General features: G+C 45.4%; 16 protein-coding genes and 1 tRNA gene. 14 read left to right on the top strand and 3 right to left on the bottom strand.

Translation table 11 applies throughout. From position 1 onward, the window contains the following. Positions 1 to 93 precede the first annotated feature (93 nt). Positions 94 to 1,803: an urease accessory protein UreH domain-containing protein gene (locus tag J2Z34_RS04225; protein ID WP_209458621.1), complete on the bottom strand. Its 1,710-nt coding sequence runs from the start codon at positions 1,801 to 1,803 to the stop codon at positions 94 to 96. A gap of 213 nt (positions 1,804 to 2,016) precedes the next feature. Between J2Z34_RS04225 and J2Z34_RS04220 the strand changes: the two genes are divergently transcribed. Then, the gene (locus J2Z34_RS04220; RefSeq protein ID WP_209458620.1) at positions 2,017 to 3,285 is read left to right on the top strand and encodes an N-acetylmuramoyl-L-alanine amidase; all 1,269 of its coding nucleotides are present in this window, start codon (positions 2,017 to 2,019) and stop codon (positions 3,283 to 3,285) included. Positions 3,286 to 3,314: 29 nt separating this feature from the next. Then, on the top strand, positions 3,315 to 4,763 hold the full coding sequence (locus J2Z34_RS04215; RefSeq protein ID WP_209458619.1) for a glycoside hydrolase family 1 protein: 1,449 nt from the start codon (positions 3,315 to 3,317) through the stop codon (positions 4,761 to 4,763). Between the two features lie 46 nt (positions 4,764 to 4,809). On the opposite strand, the gene J2Z34_RS04210 is transcribed toward J2Z34_RS04215, so the two are convergent. Beyond that, on the bottom strand, positions 4,810 to 5,442 hold the full coding sequence (locus J2Z34_RS04210) for an NADPH-dependent F420 reductase (RefSeq protein WP_209458618.1): 633 nt from the start codon (positions 5,440 to 5,442) through the stop codon (positions 4,810 to 4,812). Between the two features lie 224 nt (positions 5,443 to 5,666). Here J2Z34_RS04210 and J2Z34_RS04205 point away from each other — a divergent pair. The 5 genes from J2Z34_RS04205 to J2Z34_RS04185 all read left to right on the top strand — a co-directional run bounded on the left by J2Z34_RS04205 (position 5,667) and on the right by J2Z34_RS04185 (position 10,128). Beyond that, positions 5,667 to 5,752 (top strand) — tRNA-Leu (locus J2Z34_RS04205). Between the two features lie 377 nt (positions 5,753 to 6,129). Continuing rightward, positions 6,130 to 6,654, top strand: a complete 525-nt coding sequence (locus J2Z34_RS04200; protein WP_209458617.1) for a hypothetical protein — start codon at positions 6,130 to 6,132, stop codon at positions 6,652 to 6,654. A 131-nt stretch (positions 6,655 to 6,785) separates the two neighbouring features. After that, on the top strand, positions 6,786 to 7,478 hold the full coding sequence (locus J2Z34_RS04195; RefSeq protein ID WP_209458616.1) for a response regulator transcription factor: 693 nt from the start codon (positions 6,786 to 6,788) through the stop codon (positions 7,476 to 7,478). Continuing rightward, positions 7,475 to 9,235, top strand: coding sequence for a sensor histidine kinase (locus tag J2Z34_RS04190; protein ID WP_209458615.1), 1,761 nt, complete (start codon positions 7,475 to 7,477; stop codon positions 9,233 to 9,235). Before J2Z34_RS04195 ends, J2Z34_RS04190 begins: the two co-directional genes overlap by 4 nt. A gap of 86 nt (positions 9,236 to 9,321) precedes the next feature. Continuing rightward, positions 9,322 to 10,128, top strand: a complete 807-nt coding sequence (locus J2Z34_RS04185) for a hypothetical protein (RefSeq protein WP_209458614.1) — start codon at positions 9,322 to 9,324, stop codon at positions 10,126 to 10,128. Positions 10,129 to 10,231: 103 nt separating this feature from the next. Here J2Z34_RS04185 and J2Z34_RS04180 read toward each other — a convergent pair whose 3' ends face one another. Beyond that, a complete protein-coding gene (locus J2Z34_RS04180) occupies positions 10,232 to 12,280 on the bottom strand; it encodes an Ig-like domain-containing protein (RefSeq protein WP_209458613.1) in 2,049 nt (682 codons plus the stop codon). 717 nt (positions 12,281 to 12,997) lie between these two features. Here J2Z34_RS04180 and tnpA point away from each other — a divergent pair. The 7 genes from tnpA to J2Z34_RS04145 all read left to right on the top strand — a co-directional run bounded on the left by tnpA (position 12,998) and on the right by J2Z34_RS04145 (position 21,064). Next, complete coding sequence (gene tnpA / locus J2Z34_RS04175; protein WP_209458612.1) at positions 12,998 to 13,399, top strand: IS200/IS605 family transposase; 402 nt, start codon at positions 12,998 to 13,000, stop codon at positions 13,397 to 13,399. 37 nt (positions 13,400 to 13,436) lie between these two features. Further along, on the top strand, positions 13,437 to 14,585 hold the full coding sequence (gene tnpB / locus J2Z34_RS04170; RefSeq protein WP_209458611.1) for an IS200/IS605 family element RNA-guided endonuclease TnpB: 1,149 nt from the start codon (positions 13,437 to 13,439) through the stop codon (positions 14,583 to 14,585). 234 nt (positions 14,586 to 14,819) lie between these two features. Next, on the top strand, positions 14,820 to 15,413 hold the full coding sequence (locus J2Z34_RS04165; RefSeq protein ID WP_209458610.1) for a DUF937 domain-containing protein: 594 nt from the start codon (positions 14,820 to 14,822) through the stop codon (positions 15,411 to 15,413). 53 nt (positions 15,414 to 15,466) lie between these two features. Beyond that, positions 15,467 to 16,108 (top strand): hypothetical protein, encoded by a 642-nt coding sequence (locus J2Z34_RS04160; protein ID WP_209458609.1) that lies wholly within the window; start codon positions 15,467 to 15,469, stop codon positions 16,106 to 16,108. Between the two features lie 53 nt (positions 16,109 to 16,161). Then, positions 16,162 to 16,854: a DUF2161 family putative PD-(D/E)XK-type phosphodiesterase gene (locus tag J2Z34_RS04155; RefSeq protein WP_209458608.1), complete on the top strand. Its 693-nt coding sequence runs from the start codon at positions 16,162 to 16,164 to the stop codon at positions 16,852 to 16,854. A gap of 140 nt (positions 16,855 to 16,994) precedes the next feature. Continuing rightward, on the top strand, positions 16,995 to 19,202 hold the full coding sequence (locus tag J2Z34_RS04150; RefSeq protein ID WP_209458607.1) for an ABC transporter ATP-binding protein: 2,208 nt from the start codon (positions 16,995 to 16,997) through the stop codon (positions 19,200 to 19,202). Continuing rightward, positions 19,199 to 21,064: an ABC transporter ATP-binding protein gene (locus tag J2Z34_RS04145; protein ID WP_209458606.1), complete on the top strand. Its 1,866-nt coding sequence runs from the start codon at positions 19,199 to 19,201 to the stop codon at positions 21,062 to 21,064. Before J2Z34_RS04150 ends, J2Z34_RS04145 begins: the two co-directional genes overlap by 4 nt. Positions 21,065 to 21,135: the final 71 nt, after the last annotated feature.

Here is a 21,135-nt window from a genome sequence, read left to right as displayed (position 1 = left end):
TTCAACTCCTTTACCTTGTTTACTATATGATAGTATACAATTATGAACTGAACATGATGAAAGGAGGGGATAAATGTGGCAAGAACGTGGCAGTTATTTTCCCATATATCTCTGCCATACTGATTCAGCGCTCTCTGATGCCATATCAACAGGTACGTATATTAGCCCGACAAGCTCATGGTCTGCAAGGATTACATAAGTCCCGGTCTTCTCAAGGACAATAGAACCGGAAGCCAAACTTCCAATAGTCTTCAGGTGAGAGGCTTCTGAATTTGTTTGTGCAAATACTACTTCAATTTCCTTGTCCTTGTATATGAAGTCACTTAGTCCTATTTCAAGCTTAAGCTCCTTCTTTGGTTCTGCAACAAGGATAAGCGGCACGATCTCATCTCCTTCAGCAATGACCTTAAGCTCCTGATATGAGCCTTTGTCGGTTGCGAAGCCTACATGGGATTCGGGGCGTGAAGCAGTGGCAAAACCTTTTCTTATGGCCTTCTCCTCTGACAGATCAATGGACTTCAGGTCGTCCACTACCATGATCTTTCCCTTCATCATAGACATCCAGCAGGAGAAAAGTATGTCATCTTCACCGGGTGTAATCGAGATGATATTGTCGCCCTCAGAGAGTCGGAATTCCTTCTTGTACGCAGGTATTGAAAGTGCAGAATTGCACTGTGTCATTTCTACAGCCCTGAAGTTGATTTCAAGAGGGATACCCTCCATTGCATAGACAATCTGCGGCTCGAAGCCAGTGGCAGTTACTCTGATCTCAACGGTCTGCTTCCCGCCTTGCACAATGGCCTTGGCTGAAGTATCATCCTTTTCTGATTGAAAGAACCCCGCAATGATTGAGCCGGGAGACATGTCTATTCCCATGGAAACCAGACCTCTTCCGCCAAGTGAAAGGCCGAAGAGCAGAACAAGGATCCCTGAAGCCTGAGCAAGATGTCGGCTGGATTTTCTGGTAAGGCTTCCTGATATGATGCCGAAGCCAAGCATGAGGGGAACCGTGCCAAGGGAGAAGGCAAGCATTGAAAGTGCACCAAGTGCCGGACTTCCGGTGCCCAGAGCGAAAATCTGCATTGTCTGCAGCGCGCCGCATGGCATGAGTCCGTTAAGGAGTCCTACAATGAAAGGTGAGCCGGCTCCATTCAATTTTCCGATTGTCGGCAGGTTGAAGGAAAGCCACGAAGGAAGCCTTAATCCTGATATCTTCAGTCCCATGAGGACCATTGCAAAAGCAGCGCCAAGCTGCAGCGCACCCTTCATTCCGGGGGTTAGTGACAGTGCTGATCCAATTAGGCCTGCAAGAGCACCAAGTGCAGTGTAGGAAACCACTCGTCCCAGGTTGTAGAGCATTGATGAGCCATGGATGCCAAGCCTTGGGAAGCTTCCTCTTCCACTCTGTGAAAGCGCAATTCCCCCGCACATGCCTATGCAATGGAAGGAGGAAAGTATGCCTGCAGTAAATAGCATTGCATATGATGCCGAGCTGTTTATCTGAAGCGGATCGAATGCTCCATACATGCTGGCAGCAAATATCAGGATACCTGCCATGACCATTACTACATAGCCTTTGACAGAACCGTTTCCGGAAGGCATATATCCTGTATCGGATAGTACATCCCTTATTTCATCCATGCTGCACATGTCTTCATCGAAGGTAATGTCGCATAAATTTTCCGCATGGCTTGACTTTGCATTGAGGACACCCGGAATATCCATGAGAGCCCTCTCTACAGCCGTTTCACAGCTTGTGCATGTCATATGTGAAAGTTTGATTTTTCTGGTTATTATTTTCATATTACATCCTTGCTAAGGCATTTATGCCGTAAATTCATAACCCTTTAAAAATAACAGAATGTAAAGCAAAAATCCACCTGTTTCGACAAAGCATATCCTTGGGTAAATGTGAATTTTTAACGGTGTGGAATTAACAATCATTTTCACTTTTTGACAAGCTATGTTTCTGCCTGGTGTATATAATAAAGGTAGAGTGAAATTTGGAGGTGACTTTTGGACTTAAGGAAATGTTTTTTTGCGATAATTGTAATCGTATCCTTAGCATTATCAGGCTGTGCACAAAAGGAATATGTAATGGCAAATCCGGAACCTTCAAAGCAAAGCTATTCGAAATTGTATGAGGATGCAAGAGACTATATTGCCTCTGATCGCTTTGATGAGGCTGAGGAGATTCTTAAAAAAATAGCACAAGACCAGAATGAAAAAGAAGCACGTGCAATGATGAAGGAAATCAATACTCTGAAGGAATCGCTTCATAGCTATACAAAAGCTTCAGAGCTTCTTGACTCAGGCAAATTCCGTGAATCATTTGAATCACTGATGGAAGTAAGCAGTCTGGATACAAAAAGGCTCACTCTTGTACCGGAAATGACCGTAAAGATACGGAAAGCAGTGCTTGAAAAGGCTGAAGGCCTTAGGACCTCAGGGAATGATGCAGAAGCCAAAGAACTTCTTGAAGACTACCTCATGTCAGATCCAGGCGCTGAATCAGTTATTGCATATGTAGGAAGATTGAATTCACCGCAGCCGACAATGACGAAGCCAACCGAAACCGATCCTCTGCCAACCATTGCTATACCACTGCCTACAGAACCAGCTGTAGAAGCTCCAACTGAGACAATCCTGCCCAAGGAGGTCTACGTGGTAACTCTGGATCCAGGGCATCAGCTTAACGGGAGCAGCAGGCTTGAACCAATAGGACCAGATTCAACTGTGATGAAGCCGAGAGTATCATCGGGTACCATGGGGATAGAGACCAAAATTCCCGAGCATGAGCTTGTACTGGATTTATCCCTGAGGGTCAGGGAATTGCTGATTGAAAAGGGTATAGAAGTGGTTATGACAAGAACTGTCGCAGAGGTTGACCTGAGCAATATAGACAGGGCCAAGATCGCCAATGAGAATTCTTCTGACCTGTTCGTGAGGATACATGCCAATGGTGCAAATGATACCAGTGTCAGTGGAATATCCGCATACTATCCGAGTACCAATAACCAATGGGCGGGACAGCTAAGCAGTGACAGCAGGAGGGCATCTAATCTGATACTTGAAGGAATTGTCAGAGAGACTGGAGCAAAGGACAGAGGAGCAAGGGCAAGTGACAGCTATACCGGAATAAACTGGTCCGAGGTGCCTGTAACTATAATTGAGACAGGGTTCATGACAAACCCAGATGAGGATCTATTGATTTCGACAGACGAGTACAGGCAGAAGATGGCGATTGGGATAGCTGAAGGAATAATCGCATTTCTTGGCCTCTAGAATACAAATGAGAATAAGGAGGAATATCGATGACAAATTTCAAGTTTCCTGAAGGATTCCTGTGGGGTGGAGCAGTTGCTGCAAACCAGTACGAGGGTGGCTACAATGAGGGCGGAAAAGGACTTTCGACAGCTGATGTCATGACAGGCGGAACTCACACGATACCGAGAAGGATAACCATGAAGCTGGAGGAGGGGACGCACTATCCCAGCCACGAAGCCATAGACTTCTACCACAGGTACAAGGGAGATATAGCACTTTTCGCAGAAATGGGATTCAAGGTATTCAGGCTTTCAATCGCATGGTCAAGGATATACCCGAACGGATACGACACTGAACCGAATGAAGAGGGACTGAAGTTCTACGATGATGTATTCGATGAGCTTAAGAAACATAATATTGAGCCTCTTGTTACCATATCCCACTACGAGATGCCGCTTGGCCTTACTGAGAAATACAACGGCTGGGCAGGAAGGGAATGCATCGACCACTATGTCAGATACTGCGATACCATATTCAGAAGATACAAGGACAAGGTTAAGCTATGGCTGACCTTCAATGAGATAAACATTCTGACAATGCCAATGGGAGCTTTCCTTGGCGGTGGCATACTCCTGGACAAGAGCGGAACCTTCGGAAATAATGCAGCTGATATTCCGCAGGTCAGGTTCCAGGGGCTTCATCATCAGTTCGTGGCAAGCGCCAAGGCTGTAAAGCTTGGCCATGAGATCAACCCTGAGTTCAGGATCGGATGCATGATTGCATACCTGACACTGTATCCTCATACCTGCAATCCTGATGATATCATACTGGCACAGCAGAGAGACAATCTGGCAAACTTCCTTTGCTCCGATGTTCAGGTGAGAGGTGAGTACCCGGGATTTGCAAAGAGGTTCTACAGGGATAACGGCATCGAGGTAAAGATGGAACCTGGAGATGAGAATGTCCTGAAGGAAGGGACTGTAGATTACTACACCTTCAGCTACTATATGTCGAACAACGTCAGTGTTCAGCCAGACCTGACGCAGACCTCCGGTAACATCATGGGTGGTATAAAGAACCCATACCTTGAGGTAAGCGACTGGGGTTGGGCAATTGACCCCAAGGGTCTCAGGTGGACTCTTAACAACATATACAATAGGTACAGGATACCTCTCATGATCGTTGAGAATGGTCTTGGAGCTGTTGATGTCATCACCGAGGACAAGAAGGTGCATGACAGCTACAGGATCGACTACCTCAAAAAGCACATAGAGCAGATGGGAGAGGCACTGCAGGATGGAGTCGAACTCATAGGCTACACCCCCTGGGGCTGCATAGACCTTGTAAGCGCCTCCACAGGCGAGATGCACAAGCGCTACGGATTCATCTATGTAGACAAGGATAATGAAGGCAAGGGAACTTTAGGCAGATACAGGAAGGACAGCTTTCACTGGTTCAAGAAGGTAATTGAATCTAACGGAGCCGATCTAGGTTAAGAACTAGAGATTTTGGAAATGCAGAAGGAGCCAGAAATTGGCTCCTTCATTTTTTTATAATTTCTTTCTCTGATTCTTCCTTGATTATGCTGTCGGCTTCCTCCTTCGACCTGGTTTTACCAGCAAGCCTTCCCTTTACATTCATGAGCCTGCCTCCGAAGGACAGGGTTCCTGTGATGTAGGGCACAAAGCCTATCGATGAGATAAGTTCACTGACAGTATTTAGAGCTCCTTCATCATTTCCTGCAATGAATGAGATTATTCCCGTTCCTCTATCATCCAGATATTTGCTTATCTTGAAGGTGTTGAAGGCTTTAACTACACGTGCAGATGGTGCAAGCTCCTGTATGACCTCACTTGATGGCCTCCCGCCAAGGTCTATGAGGTCAAAGTTCTCATCAACATTGTTTGTAACATCGATAAGTATCCTGCCATTAAGGTCACCAAGATCTTCGAGGACCTTTCTCGTATCCTTCCATCTTACTGCAAGGGCCAAAACTTCTGACTTGGCCGTAAGCTCATCTTTCCAGACAGGATGGATATTTTCAAAGTCTCTGAATACTTCAGTAAGGGTTTCAGGATCCCTTGAGTTTGCGATGAATACCTCATGACCGGCCAAAGCCATTGATTTTGCAAGGATAGCACCTACGGTCCCTGCTCCGATTATCCCGATCTTCATGTGCATCACTCCTATGATTAAAGGATAATGTCCCAATTTGAGCGTGGAGTGAATATAATGTTAACAATAGATTACCCAAGGGAATTTCTGGAATTTTTTTTACCGGTATTCTTATGAGTCTCAATGGGAGTCAGAATTAATGAATGATGCGCTCAAAAATATTTTGGAAAAATCCTTGACGAAAGTCCGTTCAACTAATAGAATAATAAATGTGGTTGGAACACGCAGATGTGGCGAAATCGGCAGACGCACTATCTTAAGGGGGTAGCGAGCACAGCTCGTATGGGTTCAAGTCCCATCATCTGCACCATAACGTTGGAATTGCCGAAACAGGTCCGGATAAACCACCCCGGATAAAAACCGAAAACGATGATTCCTGCAAGGACCCCTGCCGGGGTCCTTTTGCTTTGCTGTTTTTTAGTAGTGGCAGGTTACCTAATACTACAAGCTGTTAGATAATTGAAGGATACTTGAAAAACCAGATAGGCGAGAAATGTCACTCCTAACAGCTGGGTTTCCTTTAAAGTTTAAGTGATGGTTGGGATGCAGGTACTAAAATTAACCTGAAGGGAGTTATAGATTTCCACAACAATTTTGGAATTTCACAATCTTTTCTGGATCCTCACACATTCTTATCACATTTCCCCGTTATCATAAAGTCATAAAGGATAAAGGGGATAGATAAAGATGATGATTATCAAGACAATTTCAATGCTGGCAGCAACAGCAGTAGTAGCTACTTCGGTAACTGCAGCGGCAGCTACAATGAACAAGGCAAGAATATCAGAAGCTTCAAGGGCACAGGTTCAGGAAAGTACAGCTGTGCAAATGAAGTCAGAGGTTCAGGAAAAAGTGAATGAGGAAGTCAAGACTCAGGCAAAAGTGACTGAAGGAGTTCAGACCAGAACACAGACACAGGAGACGGTCAATACTGGAGTCCAGACTAAAACTCAGACACAGACACAGACTCAAACACAGGCTAAGGTAATGGAAGGAACACAGACGCAGACACAGGCAAAGTTGATGGAAGGTACACAAGCTCAGACACAGGAAAAAGCCATGGAAGGTGTCCAGACTCAGGCGCAGCTCCAGAACGGCGAATGCCCTGAAGAAGGAGTAATGGCACAGAACCAGACTGGCGAGGGAACTCAAACTCAGACTCAGAGCGGTAATGGCACTGAAAGCGGCGCTATGAACGGTGGCAGGAGATAATAAGCTAAGATTCATCAGCGGCAGGAAATCCTGCCGCTGAATTTCCATGTTCAGGTTAATTCTTCAATTATTTTTATAGAGTGGTATAGTATAAGTAGAATTATCTGAATAGTCTGAATGGGGGTGGGGTAATGGAACCTGCCAAAATACTCATAGTTGAGGACGATGCGGACATATCGGATATTGTTAAGGAATACCTCGGGGCTGCAGGCCTGGAGGTTATTGGTGCTTGCGATGGTGAGGAAGCACTGAGATTTTTTTCTGATCACAGTTTTGATGCTGTAGTTCTGGACATCATGCTTCCCAAAATTGATGGATGGAGAGTCTTGAGAAAAATCAGGGAGACTTCGATGGTCCCTGTCATAATCCTTTCTGCAAGAGGTGAAGAATATGACAGACTCAAGGGCTTTGACCTGGGGGTGGATGATTACGTAGTCAAGCCTTTCAGTCCAAAGGAGCTTCTGGCAAGGGTCAGAGTCGCTTTAAGAAGGAATGAGTCTGCAGGTAAGAAGCCTGAGTTGACCGGGTTCGAATTCAATGGGCTTTCCGTTGATTTCGCATCAAGGAATGTTACGGTTGATGGAGAGAAAGCCAGGCTTACCAGAAGGGAATATGACCTGCTGGAGTACCTGATTAGGAACGAGGGAATAGTCCTGAGCAGAGAGAACATCCTGGAGGCAGTATGGGGGTTTGATTACTATGGTGACACCAGGACTGTGGATACGCATGTCAAAATGCTAAGGGAGAGCATAGGACCCTATAGGGACATCTTAGTTACTGTGTGGGGCACCGGCTACAAGCTCGAGGCGGGTGACAGGCGATGAAGAGAATTTCGCATAAGATATGGATTGGAACAATGTTCGTAGTAATACTGCTCTGCATAATGATATGGGGATTCCAGCAATATTTCCTCGAGGATATGTACATTAGAAAACTGGTTTCAACAGTATCAGCAGATGTATTCAAGGTTCTTGATGGATTTGATGCTTTAAATCCTGATGACACTTACTTTGAACTCGATGCGCTTGCATACAGACGAAATATAAGTGTTGAAGTGGTAAACAAAGATGGGAAGACAATATATGTGACTGGTGAAAATCCGGGAACGCAGTTTGAAGACGTAGAGGCTCAAGAAACCTTTCATGTGGTTCTGATTGCTATGAAGGGAGATCCGGGAGGGATTTCAACAGTAGACAAGGGCTCAGACACCACAGCTGGAACCGGGACAGGAGGAAGCAGCTCCGGAGGTGATGTACAGGTTACAGTAGAAGGGCAGGGAACTGGTGGCGGACAAGGAACTGGTGACGGTCAGGGAACTGGTGACGGGCAGGGAACAGGTGACGGGCAGGGAACGGGCACAGGTGACGGACAGGGATCTGGTGACGGGCAGGGAACAGGTGACGGACCTGGAACGGGGGAACCAGGAGGGTCAGAAGATCCTCAGGGTGGTGAGAGCAGCAAGGACTCACAATTCATGCCTGAAGGAGAAATAAGGGAGAACATCATCGAAGATGCTTTAGAAGGCAATGAGGATGCTGAAGAGGTCTTGCATCCGAAGTATGGGTTCAGGCTTCTAGTACTCTCCATACCATTCAATTCGAAGCAGGGTGACCCATATGTCGCTCTGGCTGCCATACCAATGGCGCAGATTGATGATATTATCGGACTTGTTTCAATGGCGTTGCTAATATCTATTCCAATAATTCTCATCATTGCCGGCCTTGCATCATATGCGATCGCATCGACGATTTCAAGACCGATCAGGAGGCTAAGCACAGCTGCAGAGGCTATTGGAGAAGGTGACCTGGAGGCAAGGGCGGAAGTCAGGAGCAAGGATGAAGTGGGTTCCTTGGGTGGAAGCTTCAACAACATGGCAGAGCAGCTTCAGAAGGCTGACAGCATGAAAAGGGAGTTTGTGGAGAATGTTTCCCATGAACTGAGGACACCAATTTCTGTAATTCGGGGATATGCTGAAACAATCAGGGATGTCACAGGTGAAAACAAGGAAAAGCGAAATGCTCAGCTTAATGTTATTTCGAATGAAGCAAGCAGGCTTGGGATCATGGTAAGCGACATACTTGATTATTCAAGGATGACGACCTATGGTATTGAGCTGGAAGTAACGGAATTTGATATGAGTGACCTGATTCAGGACCTGACAACCAAATACCAGGTGCTTGTAAAGGACAGCAAAATATCTGTAGGATATGAATCGGCGGAGCAGATAAGGGTTAAGGGCGACAGGACAAGGCTGGAACAGGCAATTGAGAACCTAATGCGAAATGCAATAAATTATTCTCCGGATGGTGGAGAGGTAAAGGTTCTGGTAACCGACACAGGAGACAAGATCCGTGTAGAGGTTAGGGACCAGGGAGTAGGAATACCAGAAGAGGAACTACCTATGATCTGGGATAGGTATTACAGGACCAAAGGTATAAAGAAGAGGAAGATTTATGGTTCGGGCCTTGGGCTCTCAATAGTAAAGAACATACTGGAAGCTCACAAAGCACTTTACGGAGCGGATAGCGTTCCTGGTGAAGGAACTACCTTCTGGTTTGAACTGATAAAAGCAAATCTATGAATTAACAATTCATTGCGTTTCCTAACACATTCCTATCACAACTTCCCAATATCATGAAGGTGCAGAGAAAGGGAGAAGTGATCAGGATGAAGAAAAGGATTTTAGTATCAGTATTCACGGCAACGGCATTCATAGCTGCTTCTATTTCAGTAGGTGCTGCAACGATGAACAGGACATCAGCAAAGAACATGTGTGGTGAAGAAGCCAGGACAGAATCAAAAGTAATGCTGATGGAGAAGATCGGATCTGAAAATGGACCACTGGAAGCATTCGATTTAATGTCAACCAGAGACAGGCTGCAAGATCCGGAAAAGGACCAGATAAGAGACAGAGACAAACTTCAGGATTGTCTGTTAGACTCAGACCAGGATCAGGATCAGACAAGAGACCGAGATAGATTGAAGGACTGTGAGCCTGACTGTGATAAGGACCAGGATCAGATAAGGGAAAGGCTCCAGGATTGTTTGGCAGATCCAGAACAGGACCAGATACGGGATAGGGATAGACTTCAGGATTGCACCCCGGTTAGTTCTTCGGACCAGGAGCAGGTTATGACAAGGTCACAGGAACAGACTGAAGAAACAAAGCAGACTCAGGTGCAGGAGCAGAATCAGGAGCAGACACAAACGATGTCAGGGTCACAAGAGCAGATACAGAACCAGGCACAGGAAATGACACAGAATCAGGCGCAGGTGCAAGAGATGAATAAGGAGCAGGCGCAGGTAGAGACGCAGCAGAATCAGACTCAGCAACAGGAAATGACGATGTCTCAGGCACAAATCCAGACAGAGGTCCAGAATCAGGAGCAGGAACAGGTTCAGGACCAGACACAGGTACAGGTTCAGTCACAGTCGCAGGAGCAGCAGCAGAACAGCGTAAATGGCGGCAGGTAGAACTGAACAACCTCTAGGCGGCAGGACACATGTCCTGCCGTTTGGTATTTGCGAAAAAAAGAGTGCCTTTTCAGGCACCCGAGTGTTCTAGGTTAGTCATATTTCATGGGGTTTGTTCGAAATTCATTATTATCATCTTATATACAATGCTTTCTCTGGATATGTGTACTTCCTTCACAAGCTCTTCCTCATTGAAAGGATCATCAATATTGAGGTTGGTTTCGAAATATCCGCCCGAAACTCCAGGGATTTCTATGAGAAGTACATAGCCACCTATTTTCAAAGGTTCTTTAGGGTCAAGCCAATCTACTTCATAGTCACCATCATTATCGGTGTCTTTGACATATCCTATCAACTTGGCTTCGTCGGTGTATTTCGGTATTTCTGGTGGTGCGCCTTCATACCAAGCAGGATTCAAGTAATCTTCATATGTTGTTTCCAATACTGTCTGGTCCTTGATTTCTCTTCCCAGTATTACATCAGTACCTATGATACTTGGATGCAAAATTGTACTGACATTGTCAAATTGGTCTAATTGCCTTATGTCTACATCGATATATCCAGTCGGTACAGGAGAGGTTACCTTGAAGTTGTCTGTCAGTGTCTGAGCAGTGCCATCTTCGTAGTCTCCGGTCGGGAAATCATTTGAAAGGCTCATGCTTACAAAGTTTGATTTTGAGAAACTTGTGCTTGGCTCAAAATCGACATATTCAGCAAGCTTGAATCTTACCGTGGAATCATCAGGACCTATTACAAAGTCATTATTTTCATCAATAAGGTTCTCGCCAAGTATAGGATCACTGCTCTTCTCGGATACCCTGATTGCATATGGACCAGGATGTGTGTCTAGGTTATAGCAGGTTATATAAATGGAATCTTTGTCAGGGAACTGATCCAATGCGACACCATTGATATCAGTCGCCTGGATATATAACGGGTCAGTCAGGGTTTCATCAGTTGTGACTGTAACCGGGCAGCTTCCCAGGAATTGACCGTCATTCCTGTATACCTGAACAGCTGCATATCCATTGCTTACAGCTTTCACATCTGCTGTAAGAAGGCCAGTTTTAACAACTGTTGCGATAGTTGGTTCAGTGCTAAACCAGTATATATCAGATAGGTCTGCATCTGCAGGGGTAACTGAAGCGATAGTCAGTACAGTAGGATAAAGGTCAGTCGGATGAATCTCGGTAATTGCTGATGGCGAAAGCGTTACTGCAGTCGGTTGGATAATTGATGTACCAGTGACATTTACTGTAATTTTCGCTAAAATATCGGTTCCGATAATCGAACCGTTGAGCTGGAATGTGCCAATGCTGTTAAAAGTGACTGTATTCCCTGCAATAGTGCCATCAGTGCAAGACCATAATAGTACAGGGATATCGTACCATTCATATGAATTGGTTCCATCTGAAGTGGTTAAAGCATCTACAGTGGCTGGAAGCTGGATGATGTCACCGGGGCTTGCAGGGATTGTTGTTATAGCCAGAAAATCTGTGATTTCAAATACACTTATATCGCATGAATCAGAGTAACTAGGACCATCTGTGATTGTAGCAGTGACTGTTGTGCTACCCATGTTGATACCTGATACAACACCTCCGGCGACTGTCGCGACATTCTCATCAATGGATGTCCATATTACTGTCTGAACCGATGCGTTAACAGGAAAAACATCTGCTGTAAGGATTTCGCTAAAACCCTTTAAAATTTTAAGAGCAGATGGGCTGACAACTATGCTATCTACTTTTATAGTATCAGCGACATATGTCAGTGTTCTTCTGATGACAAACTGCCCTTTAATCTTTACAAGTGGAATTGTTATAGAATCTGGTGGATTGTATCCAGGGATGGAACCGCCGGTTACAGTACAATCACCACCGAAAGTAGTAGTGAAGGTTACGACATGATCTTTTGTTTGCTTGGTGATTTCATATGGAATATCTTCAATTATCTTCAAAAAAGTAACTGATGCTTCTGTTTCATCCGGGATTCCATCAACAGTAATCTCAACAGTTAACCCGCCACCTGCAGCATTAGCGCTCTTAAGCGCACTACCTGGAAACATTGCAGTTATCATGAATACTACAACCAAGACGAAAATGTTAAGTACATTGAATCTCCTATGGGTCTTGGATGAAAATATTGACATTTATGGCTTCCTCCTTTGCATTTTAACAAGCAGGATAGATTGCAACGAAGAAGATTAGTGTAGCCTATATCATTGATTAGAGCTGAATGACAGTGAAGTATGGAAAAATCACGATATTAAGCAATGCTAAGTATAAATACGCGATAATATGTATAATTATACTTAGTAAGCAAGCTCCACGAGTCAGCCCTGCCTAGATGCATGAATAACTTCCGGACTATGCGATAATGCTGAAATTTAACGCAGTGACTTAACTGTTCTAATGAACAACCTCTCTAAAATCAGTATATCATAGTCGAATCAAATATGTCATAAGCCACATACTTTGCATAAATATTTAACAGATTTAGTGATTATTGTACTTATACAGCATCGCGGCTTCATAAAGTTAAAGAATAGGCAATATTTTATCTAATATATTAAGTCAGGCTAACTTTTTAACATATTTTGTCGTCTAAGATAAGAATGATAGTCCGCTGTCAATGTGAGATAATGAAAAATGGAATTGCAAGATTGCTATGGATTTCAGTTGCAATCTAACCTAGATTGATGAGAAAGCTTGCGCAAACTCGTGACTTCAGTCGTGAGTTAGCAGGCGAAGTCAAGGACTAAACAGTAACTAGATTATTAGCATATATCAAGTGATAATTACCATAAAACACATATTTTAATGGCTTTAGCTTTACACATATGTTAAGATCGGCTAGAGGTGTTTTTATGTCTGAAATACATTATGGACGCGGATATGTCTATACAATCCAATATCATTTGGTCTGGTGCGTAAAGTACCGGCACGATATACTTAATGGGCAAGTGGATGATGATGTGAAGGATTTGTTAAATCTGATTGCTTCAGATAATGATGTGAATATCCTGGAGATGGAGTCGCATAATGACCACATACATCTGCTGATTGACTGCAAACCTCAGCACTATATCCCAAATGTTGTGAAAGCACTAAAAGGGGTATCAGCAAGGTTATTGTTCAAGAAGCACCCTGAACTGAAGAAGCGGCTATGGGGCGGTCATCTGTGGAATCCCAGTTACTTTGTTGCCACAGTCAGTGAAAACACCGAGGAGCAAATCCGCAGGTACATACGGAGTCAGAAAAAGAAATGAGACAGTTCAAGCTTTGACAATGGTGGAGGTGAGAGCAGTGCTGCAGCTTAAAGCCTATGAATACCGCATCTATCCAGATAAAAAACAGGAAACGCTGATTGCAAGGACAATCGGCAGTTCAAGGTTCGTATACAACCATTTCCTGGAATTGTGGAACAGGGAATATGAGGAGACCGGAAAAGGTCTGACTTATTTCGCATGCTCCAAACTTCTGACAAAGATGAAGAGGGACCCGGAAACAGTATGGCTTTGTGAAGTGGATAAATTCTCGCTCCAGAATTCGCTTCGTAACCTGTCGGACGCCTTCTCCCGCTTTTTCAAAGGACAGAACGAGCATCCCCAGTTCAAGAGCAAGAAGAGCCCGAGGCAAAGCTACACGACACAATATACGAACAACAACATCGCAGTTTCCGGTAATTTTCTGAAGCTGCCTAAGCTGGGACTTGTCAAGTTTGCAGACAGTAGGGATATGAAAGGCCGTATACTGAATGCCACAGTACGAAGGAAATCGAGCGGGAAATTCTTCGTATCGATCATATGCGAAGAGGAGATCTGTGAATTGCCAAAGACTGACTCATCTGTCGGAATTGACCTCGGAATCATTGACTTTGCGGTTATGTCAGACGGAAGCAGGCATGACAACAATCATTTCACCAGGCGAATGGAAGAGAGGCTTCGACGTGAGCAGCGAAAGCTTGCAAAGCGTGCACTTATAGCGGAGAAAAGAGGCATACGCCTGTCTGAAGCCAGGAACTATCAGAAGCAGAGACGGAAGGTAGCGAGACTTTATGAAAAGGTTGCTAACCAGCGAAATGAATTTCTGAACAAACTCAGTACAGAGATAGTCAAAAACCACGATATCATCTGTATCGAGGACCTAAACGTGAAGGGCATGATGCGCAACCACAAGCTGGCAAAAAGCATTTCTGATGTATCGTGGACGAGCCTTGTATCGAAACTTCAGTACAAGGCTTCCTGGTATGGAAAAGAAGTCATCAGCATAGGCAGATGGTTTCCGTCAAGTCAGATATGCTCAGAGTGCGGCCACAAGGACGGGAAGAAGCCACTCTATGTAAGGGAGTGGACCTGTCCAGTTTGCCATACCCATCATGACCGCGATGTAAATGCAGCAAGAAATATACTGGCTGAAGGACTCAGGATAAGAGCTCTGACTCCAGGGTCTTAGTAGTACAGAAGCAAACAGGAACCGCAGGAATTGCGGGGGTAGCTTGGTAAACAAGAGAAACCTCTGCCGGAAAAGAAATAAGCCGGTAAGTACGCTCTGTTCCCAAGAATCTCGTGACTTTAGTCATGAGAGTTTCAATCCATTGGTCAACATTCTGTAAACCATTGCAGGATTTATGGAAATACAGTGTCTTAAGGTGATAGACTTAAGAAAAAGGATATAGGAGGGTTTTAAATGGACTTACTTGAAATGCTGACATCAGGAATGGGAGGATCAGGCCTTCTGCAGCAGCTTGGACAGAAGGAGGATATAGGAGCGGATAAGGCTGAAGAAATTGCTGAACTTGGAATACCTGCAATACTTGAAGCTCTCAAGAGAAACGCGAGCACTCCTGAAGGGGCTAGTGCATTAAGCAAAGCTCTTGATGACCATAGTGAGGATGACGTGACTGACCTTTCGGGATTCCTCACAAATGTAAACAAGGAAGACGGATCAAAGATGCTGGACCATATTCTTGCAGGCAAGAAGGAGAACGTTACATCAGCACTTGCAGCAAAATCCGGGCTTGACTCGTCTACGGTCATGAGCTTACTTTCAATGCTTGCACCTCTTGTCATCGGAGCGATGGCAAAAAAGAAGAAGGAAGATAATCTCGATACTTCAGGCATCTCTGACCTGACATCTATGATTACTGGACAATTGTCGAAGAAGTCTTCAGGATCAGGCGGAGGAATAATGGATGTAGTCGGACAGCTTCTTGACTCTGATGGCGACAGCAGCGGCGGTCTTCTTGGAAATCTTGGAAGTTTGCTCGGTTTGTTCAAATAAGCTTCTGGGCCTGGTTTATACCAGGCCTTTTATGCGACTTCGGAGGTGATTTTTTGGCACTGGATGAGAAGAAAGTGAAGGATTTGACTGAGGATGAGCTTTTGAAGCTTATATCCGGAGACCCCGCTGCATTGTCTGATATGGTAGGGATAATGGTAAATGGTAAGGGTGCTGTCAGGTTCAAATGCGACAAGGCCCTCAGAAGGCTCGCTGAGAAGGAGCCTGACCTTGCATATGCTTATTTTGACGAGATTGCATCCCTTCTGGTCTCTGACAACAGCTTCCTCAGGTGGGGTGCGATACTTACGGTTTCAGGACTTGCTGCTGCTGATGCAGAAAGGAAGATCGACAGGTATCTGGACACCTGGCTTGCTCTCCTTGACAGCGGACATGTGGTTGACTCAGCTAACATGGCAGGAAATGCCTGGAAGGTTGTGAAGGCTAGACCTGACCTTGAGCCTGTCGTGACAGAAGCTCTCCTGTCTGTTGAAAACAGTACATATTACTATAAGGGAGAGGTATCGGAGGAATGCAGGCTTGTTGCCATGGGTGCAGCACTTCAAAGCTTCATGGAGTACTTTCATGATTCATCCATGAAAGCGGAGATTTTGGCTTTTGCAAATAGGGTAGCACTTTGTCCGAGAAAAAAGACCTCGTCACTTGCTTTGAAGCTTCTTGGAAGATATGAAAAATAGGGATTCTGGTGTATCATCTGATTAGGATACTTTAGAATTTTGGCGGTGATCATTTGAAGGAAACGGATATCTATGAGGGTGTAAGGAAATATTTCGAGGAAAGAGGATTCACTGTCCGGGCTGAAGTGAAGGACATGGATGTCTGTGCAGTCAGGGAAGGGCTCCTTGTTGGAATAGAGCTGAAGAGGAACTTCTCATCTGACCTTCTGATACAGGGAGCGATGAGGCAGAAGGTATGCGACCTGGTGTACATCGCAGTTCCCAAGCCGAAAAGGATAAGGAAGGACAGGGCTTTTAACAGCATGCTTTATCTCCTGAGACGGCTTGAGCTTGGATTGCTCTACGTGGATGTCGAAGCAGGAGAAGCAACCGAGGTACTTGAACCGACCTTTTACGAGCTTGATAAGGCAAGGCGGACCATGTTGAAGAAGAGGGCTGCTCTTCTCAAGGAGTTTGGACGAAGGACCATCAGCGCAAATACAGGAGGTTCTTCGAAAAAGAAGCTTCTTACAGCCTACAGGGAGGAGTCACTTAAGGCTGTGGCGTACCTCAGGAAGAATGGTACTGCGGCACCTAAGGATCTGAAGGCTTTAGGAATAAAAACAGGACTTCTTCGGGACAACTTTTACGGATGGTTCATCAGGGTGGATAGAGGCGTATATGCCCTGGATGAGAAGAAGGCACATGACTACAAGGAATATGAGGAGCATATTGAAAGGTTCAGAACTGAGTTTTCTGATATTTAGTCATGAGATATTTGTAAGCTCACGCTTATTATATTTTTAAGATTACTGTAATAACATTAAATAGCTGTGGGAGACTGCTCCCGAAAACTTAACTGCGGATCATTCCGCAGTTTTTTATGATTTTATGAAAGGGTGAGAATATGATAAGGATATTCAAATATCTTAAATCCCACTATATCCACATCGCACTTATAGTCGTACTTCTGTTCCTCCAGGCATTCGGAGAGCTGTCTCTTCCTGACTATATGTCAAGGATAGTTAACGTAGGGATCCAGCAGGGAGGAATCGAGACTGCTCTGATCAAGGCCATGAGGGCTGAGGAATATGAGAAGTTCAAGCTTATCCTTGATGATTCAGAGGAAAAGCTGTTTCTGAAGAATTATACCCTGATGGACAATACTACTGGAAATGACTATGTAGACGAATATCCGGCGCTTGCCAGAAGCAGTGCCTATATCCTTACAGGCCAGGATGAAGCTTCTCTTAAGGAGCTTGAGTCCATGCTTGAGAAAAGGCTGCCTGTTCTTTACGCCCTTGAAAACTACAAGTCAGGGGAAAGCAGCCCGATGCCTATTGGTATTCCTATAGGAGCTGACATATTCGGGGCACTTAAGATGATGACAGATGAGCAGGTAAGGACCCTTGTCGGCAATTTCGATGCCCAGCTGTCAGTTATGCCATCCGAAATGACAAAGCAGGGCGCTCTTGCGTATGTCAGGGGGGAGTATGAAGCCCTTGGTTCGGACCTCGATTCTATAAGGTCATCGTATATACTGAAGACTGGTCTACTGATGGTTCTGATAGCCTTCTTAAGCATGTTCGCAGCAGTATGCGTGACATATCTGTCAGCAAGGACAGCCTCAGCACTTGGAAGTGTCCTGAGGGATAAGGTGTTCACGAAGGTAACTACCTTCTCCAACACTGAGTTCGACAGCTTTTCAACAGCATCGCTCATTACCAGGACAACGAATGACATATCGCAGGTACAGAACATTATGGTAATGATGCTGAGGATGGTAATATATTCCCCGATTCTTGGAATAGGCGGAATAATCAAGGCGCTTGGAACCAACATGTCCATGGCGTGGATAATACTTCTGGGCGTTATTTCAATCATGGTACTTGTGGGTTCATTGTTCGCAGTGGCTATGCCGAGGTTCAAGAAGGTACAGCTTCTGGTTGACAAGGTTAACAAGGTAATGAGGGAGTCACTGGTGGGTATGCTCATAATCAGGGCGTTCAATACCGAAGCACTTGAGGAGAAGAAGTTCGATGATACAAACAGAGAGCTGACAAAGGTAAATCTGTTCGTCAGCAGGGCAATGAGCGGAATGATGCCTATCATGATGCTTATCATGAACGGAGTCATGCTCCTTATAATATGGGTTGGAGCGAAGGAAATCGACCTGGGGAACATAAGGGTCGGAGACATGATGGCATTCATGCAGTATGCAATGCAGATCATAATGTCGTTCCTCATGCTTTCGATGGTGTCCATCATGCTGCCAAGGGCTGCAGTATCTGCAGACAGGGTAATGGAGGTAATCGAGAAGGACTCCTCGATCGTTGATCCTAAAGAGCCTCAGAAGTTCAATGATGAGCTTAGGGGACAGGTTGAATTCAGGGATGTCTATTTCAGGTACCATGGCGCTGAGGAGGATGTTCTCAGAAACATCTCCTTCAAGGCAATGCCAGGAGAGGTAACTGCATTCATCGGGTCTACAGGATCGGGAAAATCAACACTAATAAACCTTATTCCAAGGTTCTACGACGTCACATCAGGCAGCGTGCTTATAGATGGCACTGATGTCAGGAAGGTGTCTATGAAGAGCCTCAGGGAGAAGATAGGATACGTACCTCAAAAGGGTATCCTTTTCTCGGGAACCATCAGGAGCAACCTTGAGTATGGGACAAGCGGACTCAGTGAGGAAGCCCTTCAGAAGGTAGCGAGGATATCAAGAAGCGAGGAATTCATCCTTGAGAAGGAAGATACCTATGATTCAGGAATAAGCCAGGGTGGAACAAATGTATCCGGCGGTCAGAAGCAGAGGCTTTCAATAGGCAGGGCTCTTGCAAAGGAGCCCGAGATATTCATATTCGATGATTCTTTCTCAGCCCTTGACTACAGGACGGAAAGGGAGCTAAGGAAAGCGCTGAAAAATGAGCTGTCTTCAAGCACGCTGCTGATAGTTGCCCAAAGGATATCGACGATCATGAATGCCGACAGGATAATCGTCCTTGATGAAGGCGAGATAGTCGGAATCGGAAAGCACAGGGAGCTGATGGATACCTGCACCGTCTACAGGGAGATCGCAGAATCCCAGCTTTCGAAGGAGGAACTGGCATGAGTGAAAATAAAAATTCTACTGCGCAGGCACAAAGGCCAGGTCCGGGACCGGGCGGTCCCATGGGAATGGGAAGGATAATTGAGAAGCCAAAGGATTTCAAGGGTACCATGAAGAAGCTCCTTGAGTATCTTTCACCATACAAGCTTAAGCTCGTGCTTGTCATAATCTTCGCAGCAGGAAGCGCGGTTTTCTCAATAGCCGGACCTAAGATACTGGGAAAAGCCACTACTAAGCTATACCAGGGACTGGTCGCGAAGGTATCAGGTACCGGAGGCATCGACTTTGATTCGATCCTAAGGACAGTACTGTTCCTTGCAGGTCTATACATAGCAAGCTCGGCACTAATGATAATCCAGGGATTCATAGTCTCAGGGGTATCGCAGAAGGTTTCATACAGCCTGAGGAAGGAAATATCCGAAAAGATCAACAGGCTTCCCTTGAAATTTTATGACACAAGGACACATGGAGAGATACTCTCAAGGGTCACAAACGATGTTGATACTCTGTCTCAGACGCTTAACCAGTCAATGTCGCAGATGATATCGTCACTTACCACTTTAGTTGGTGTTCTGGTAATGATGCTTTCGATCAGCGTTACCATGACAGTAGCTGCAATACTGATCCTTCCTCTGTCGCTTGGGATAGTCATGACTGTACTCAAGAAGAGTCAGGTGTATTTCAAGAGGCAGGCAAAGCTCATTGGAAACCTCAACGGCCACGTTGAGGAGGTTTACGGAGGGCACCTTATTATGAAGGCCTTCAACGGAGAGGAAAAGGCCATCGAGGCGTTCGATGTCATCAATGATGAGCTGAAGGATGTATCTTTCAAGGCTCAGCTGCTCTCCGGACTTCTGATGCCTCTCATGGGCTTTGTGGGCAACCTCGGGTATGTGGCAGTTTCGATACTCGGAGGCTATCTTGCTGGAATCAAGGCGATTGAGGTAGGTGACATACTTTCTTTCATACAATATGTCAGGAACTTCACCCAGCCGATAAACCAGGTGGCTCAGATTTCCAACATATTCCAGTCTACTGTTGCAGCATCTGAAAGGGTATTCGAGTTCCTCGAGCAGCCCGAGATGGAGGAAGAGGCTGAGGAAACCGTGTCGCTTGAAGAGGTAACCGGTGAAGTGGAATTTGAGAACGTCCATTTCGGATATACCGAGGACAGGACAATAATAAACGATTTCTCTGCAAAGGCAAGACCGGGTCAGAGGATTGCGATAGTAGGACCTACAGGAGCCGGAAAGACCACAGTGGTCAAGCTTCTCATGAGGTTCTATGAGATAACGAGCGGAAGGATACTGATCGACGGAGTGGACATCAGAGACATGAAGAGGTCAGAGCTCAGGAAGAGCTTTGGAATGGTACTTCAGGATACATGGCTGTTCTCAGGGTCCATAATGGAGAACATAAGGTACGGAAGTCCTGACGCGACCGACGAAGAGGTAATCTGCGCAGCGAAGGAAGCACACGTGCATCATTTCGTAAAGACACTGCCGGGTACCTATTCCATGGAGATCAATGAGGAAGCCTCGAACATAAGCTCAGGGCAGAAGCAACTCCTGACAATCGCCAGGGCAGTGCTGAAGGATCCAAGGATCCTGATCCTTGACGAGGCGACCAGCTCAGTTGATACCAGGACAGAAAGGCTCATACAGGAAGCAATGGAAAGGCTGATGAAGGGCAGGACGTCATTTATCATAGCTCACAGGCTTTCAACCATAAGGAATGCGGATCTGATCCTCGTAATGGACCATGGAGACATAGTTGAAATAGGTAACCATGAGGAGCTGATGGAAAAGAAGGGCTTCTACCACAGCCTTTACAACAGCCAGTTCGAGGACAAGGAAACAGCATGATAACAGGCAGGACACCGAAGCTCTGGCTTCCGGGTCCTGCCCTTTTCATCTGGTATAGAAAAAAGGCATAA

The sequence above is a fragment of the Youngiibacter multivorans genome (assembly GCF_017873395.1).
Classification (GTDB): domain Bacteria; phylum Bacillota; class Clostridia; order Clostridiales; family Clostridiaceae; genus Youngiibacter; species Youngiibacter multivorans.
This window is presented reverse-complemented; position numbering and strand designations above follow the sequence as displayed.

Bases quoted from the DNA above. Each gene is read 5' to 3' on its own strand.
- J2Z34_RS04190 (WP_209458615.1), top strand. From the start codon at position 7,475: ATGAAGAGAATTTCGCATAAGATATGGATTGGAACAATGTTCGTAGTA.
- J2Z34_RS04210 (WP_209458618.1), bottom strand. From the start codon at position 5,442: ATGAAGATCGGGATAATCGGAGCAGGGACCGTAGGTGCTATCCTTGCA.
- tnpA (WP_209458612.1), top strand. From the start codon at position 12,998: ATGTCTGAAATACATTATGGACGCGGATATGTCTATACAATCCAATAT.
- J2Z34_RS04185 (WP_209458614.1), top strand. From the start codon at position 9,322: ATGAAGAAAAGGATTTTAGTATCAGTATTCACGGCAACGGCATTCATA.
- J2Z34_RS04165 (WP_209458610.1), top strand. From the start codon at position 14,820: ATGGACTTACTTGAAATGCTGACATCAGGAATGGGAGGATCAGGCCTT.
- J2Z34_RS04200 (WP_209458617.1), top strand. From the start codon at position 6,130: ATGATGATTATCAAGACAATTTCAATGCTGGCAGCAACAGCAGTAGTA.
- J2Z34_RS04215 (WP_209458619.1), top strand. From the start codon at position 3,315: ATGACAAATTTCAAGTTTCCTGAAGGATTCCTGTGGGGTGGAGCAGTT.
- J2Z34_RS04180 (WP_209458613.1), bottom strand. From the start codon at position 12,280: ATGTCAATATTTTCATCCAAGACCCATAGGAGATTCAATGTACTTAAC.
- J2Z34_RS04225 (WP_209458621.1), bottom strand. From the start codon at position 1,803: ATGAAAATAATAACCAGAAAAATCAAACTTTCACATATGACATGCACA.
- J2Z34_RS04195 (WP_209458616.1), top strand. From the start codon at position 6,786: ATGGAACCTGCCAAAATACTCATAGTTGAGGACGATGCGGACATATCG.
- J2Z34_RS04145 (WP_209458606.1), top strand. From the start codon at position 19,199: ATGAGTGAAAATAAAAATTCTACTGCGCAGGCACAAAGGCCAGGTCCG.
- J2Z34_RS04150 (WP_209458607.1), top strand. From the start codon at position 16,995: ATGATAAGGATATTCAAATATCTTAAATCCCACTATATCCACATCGCA.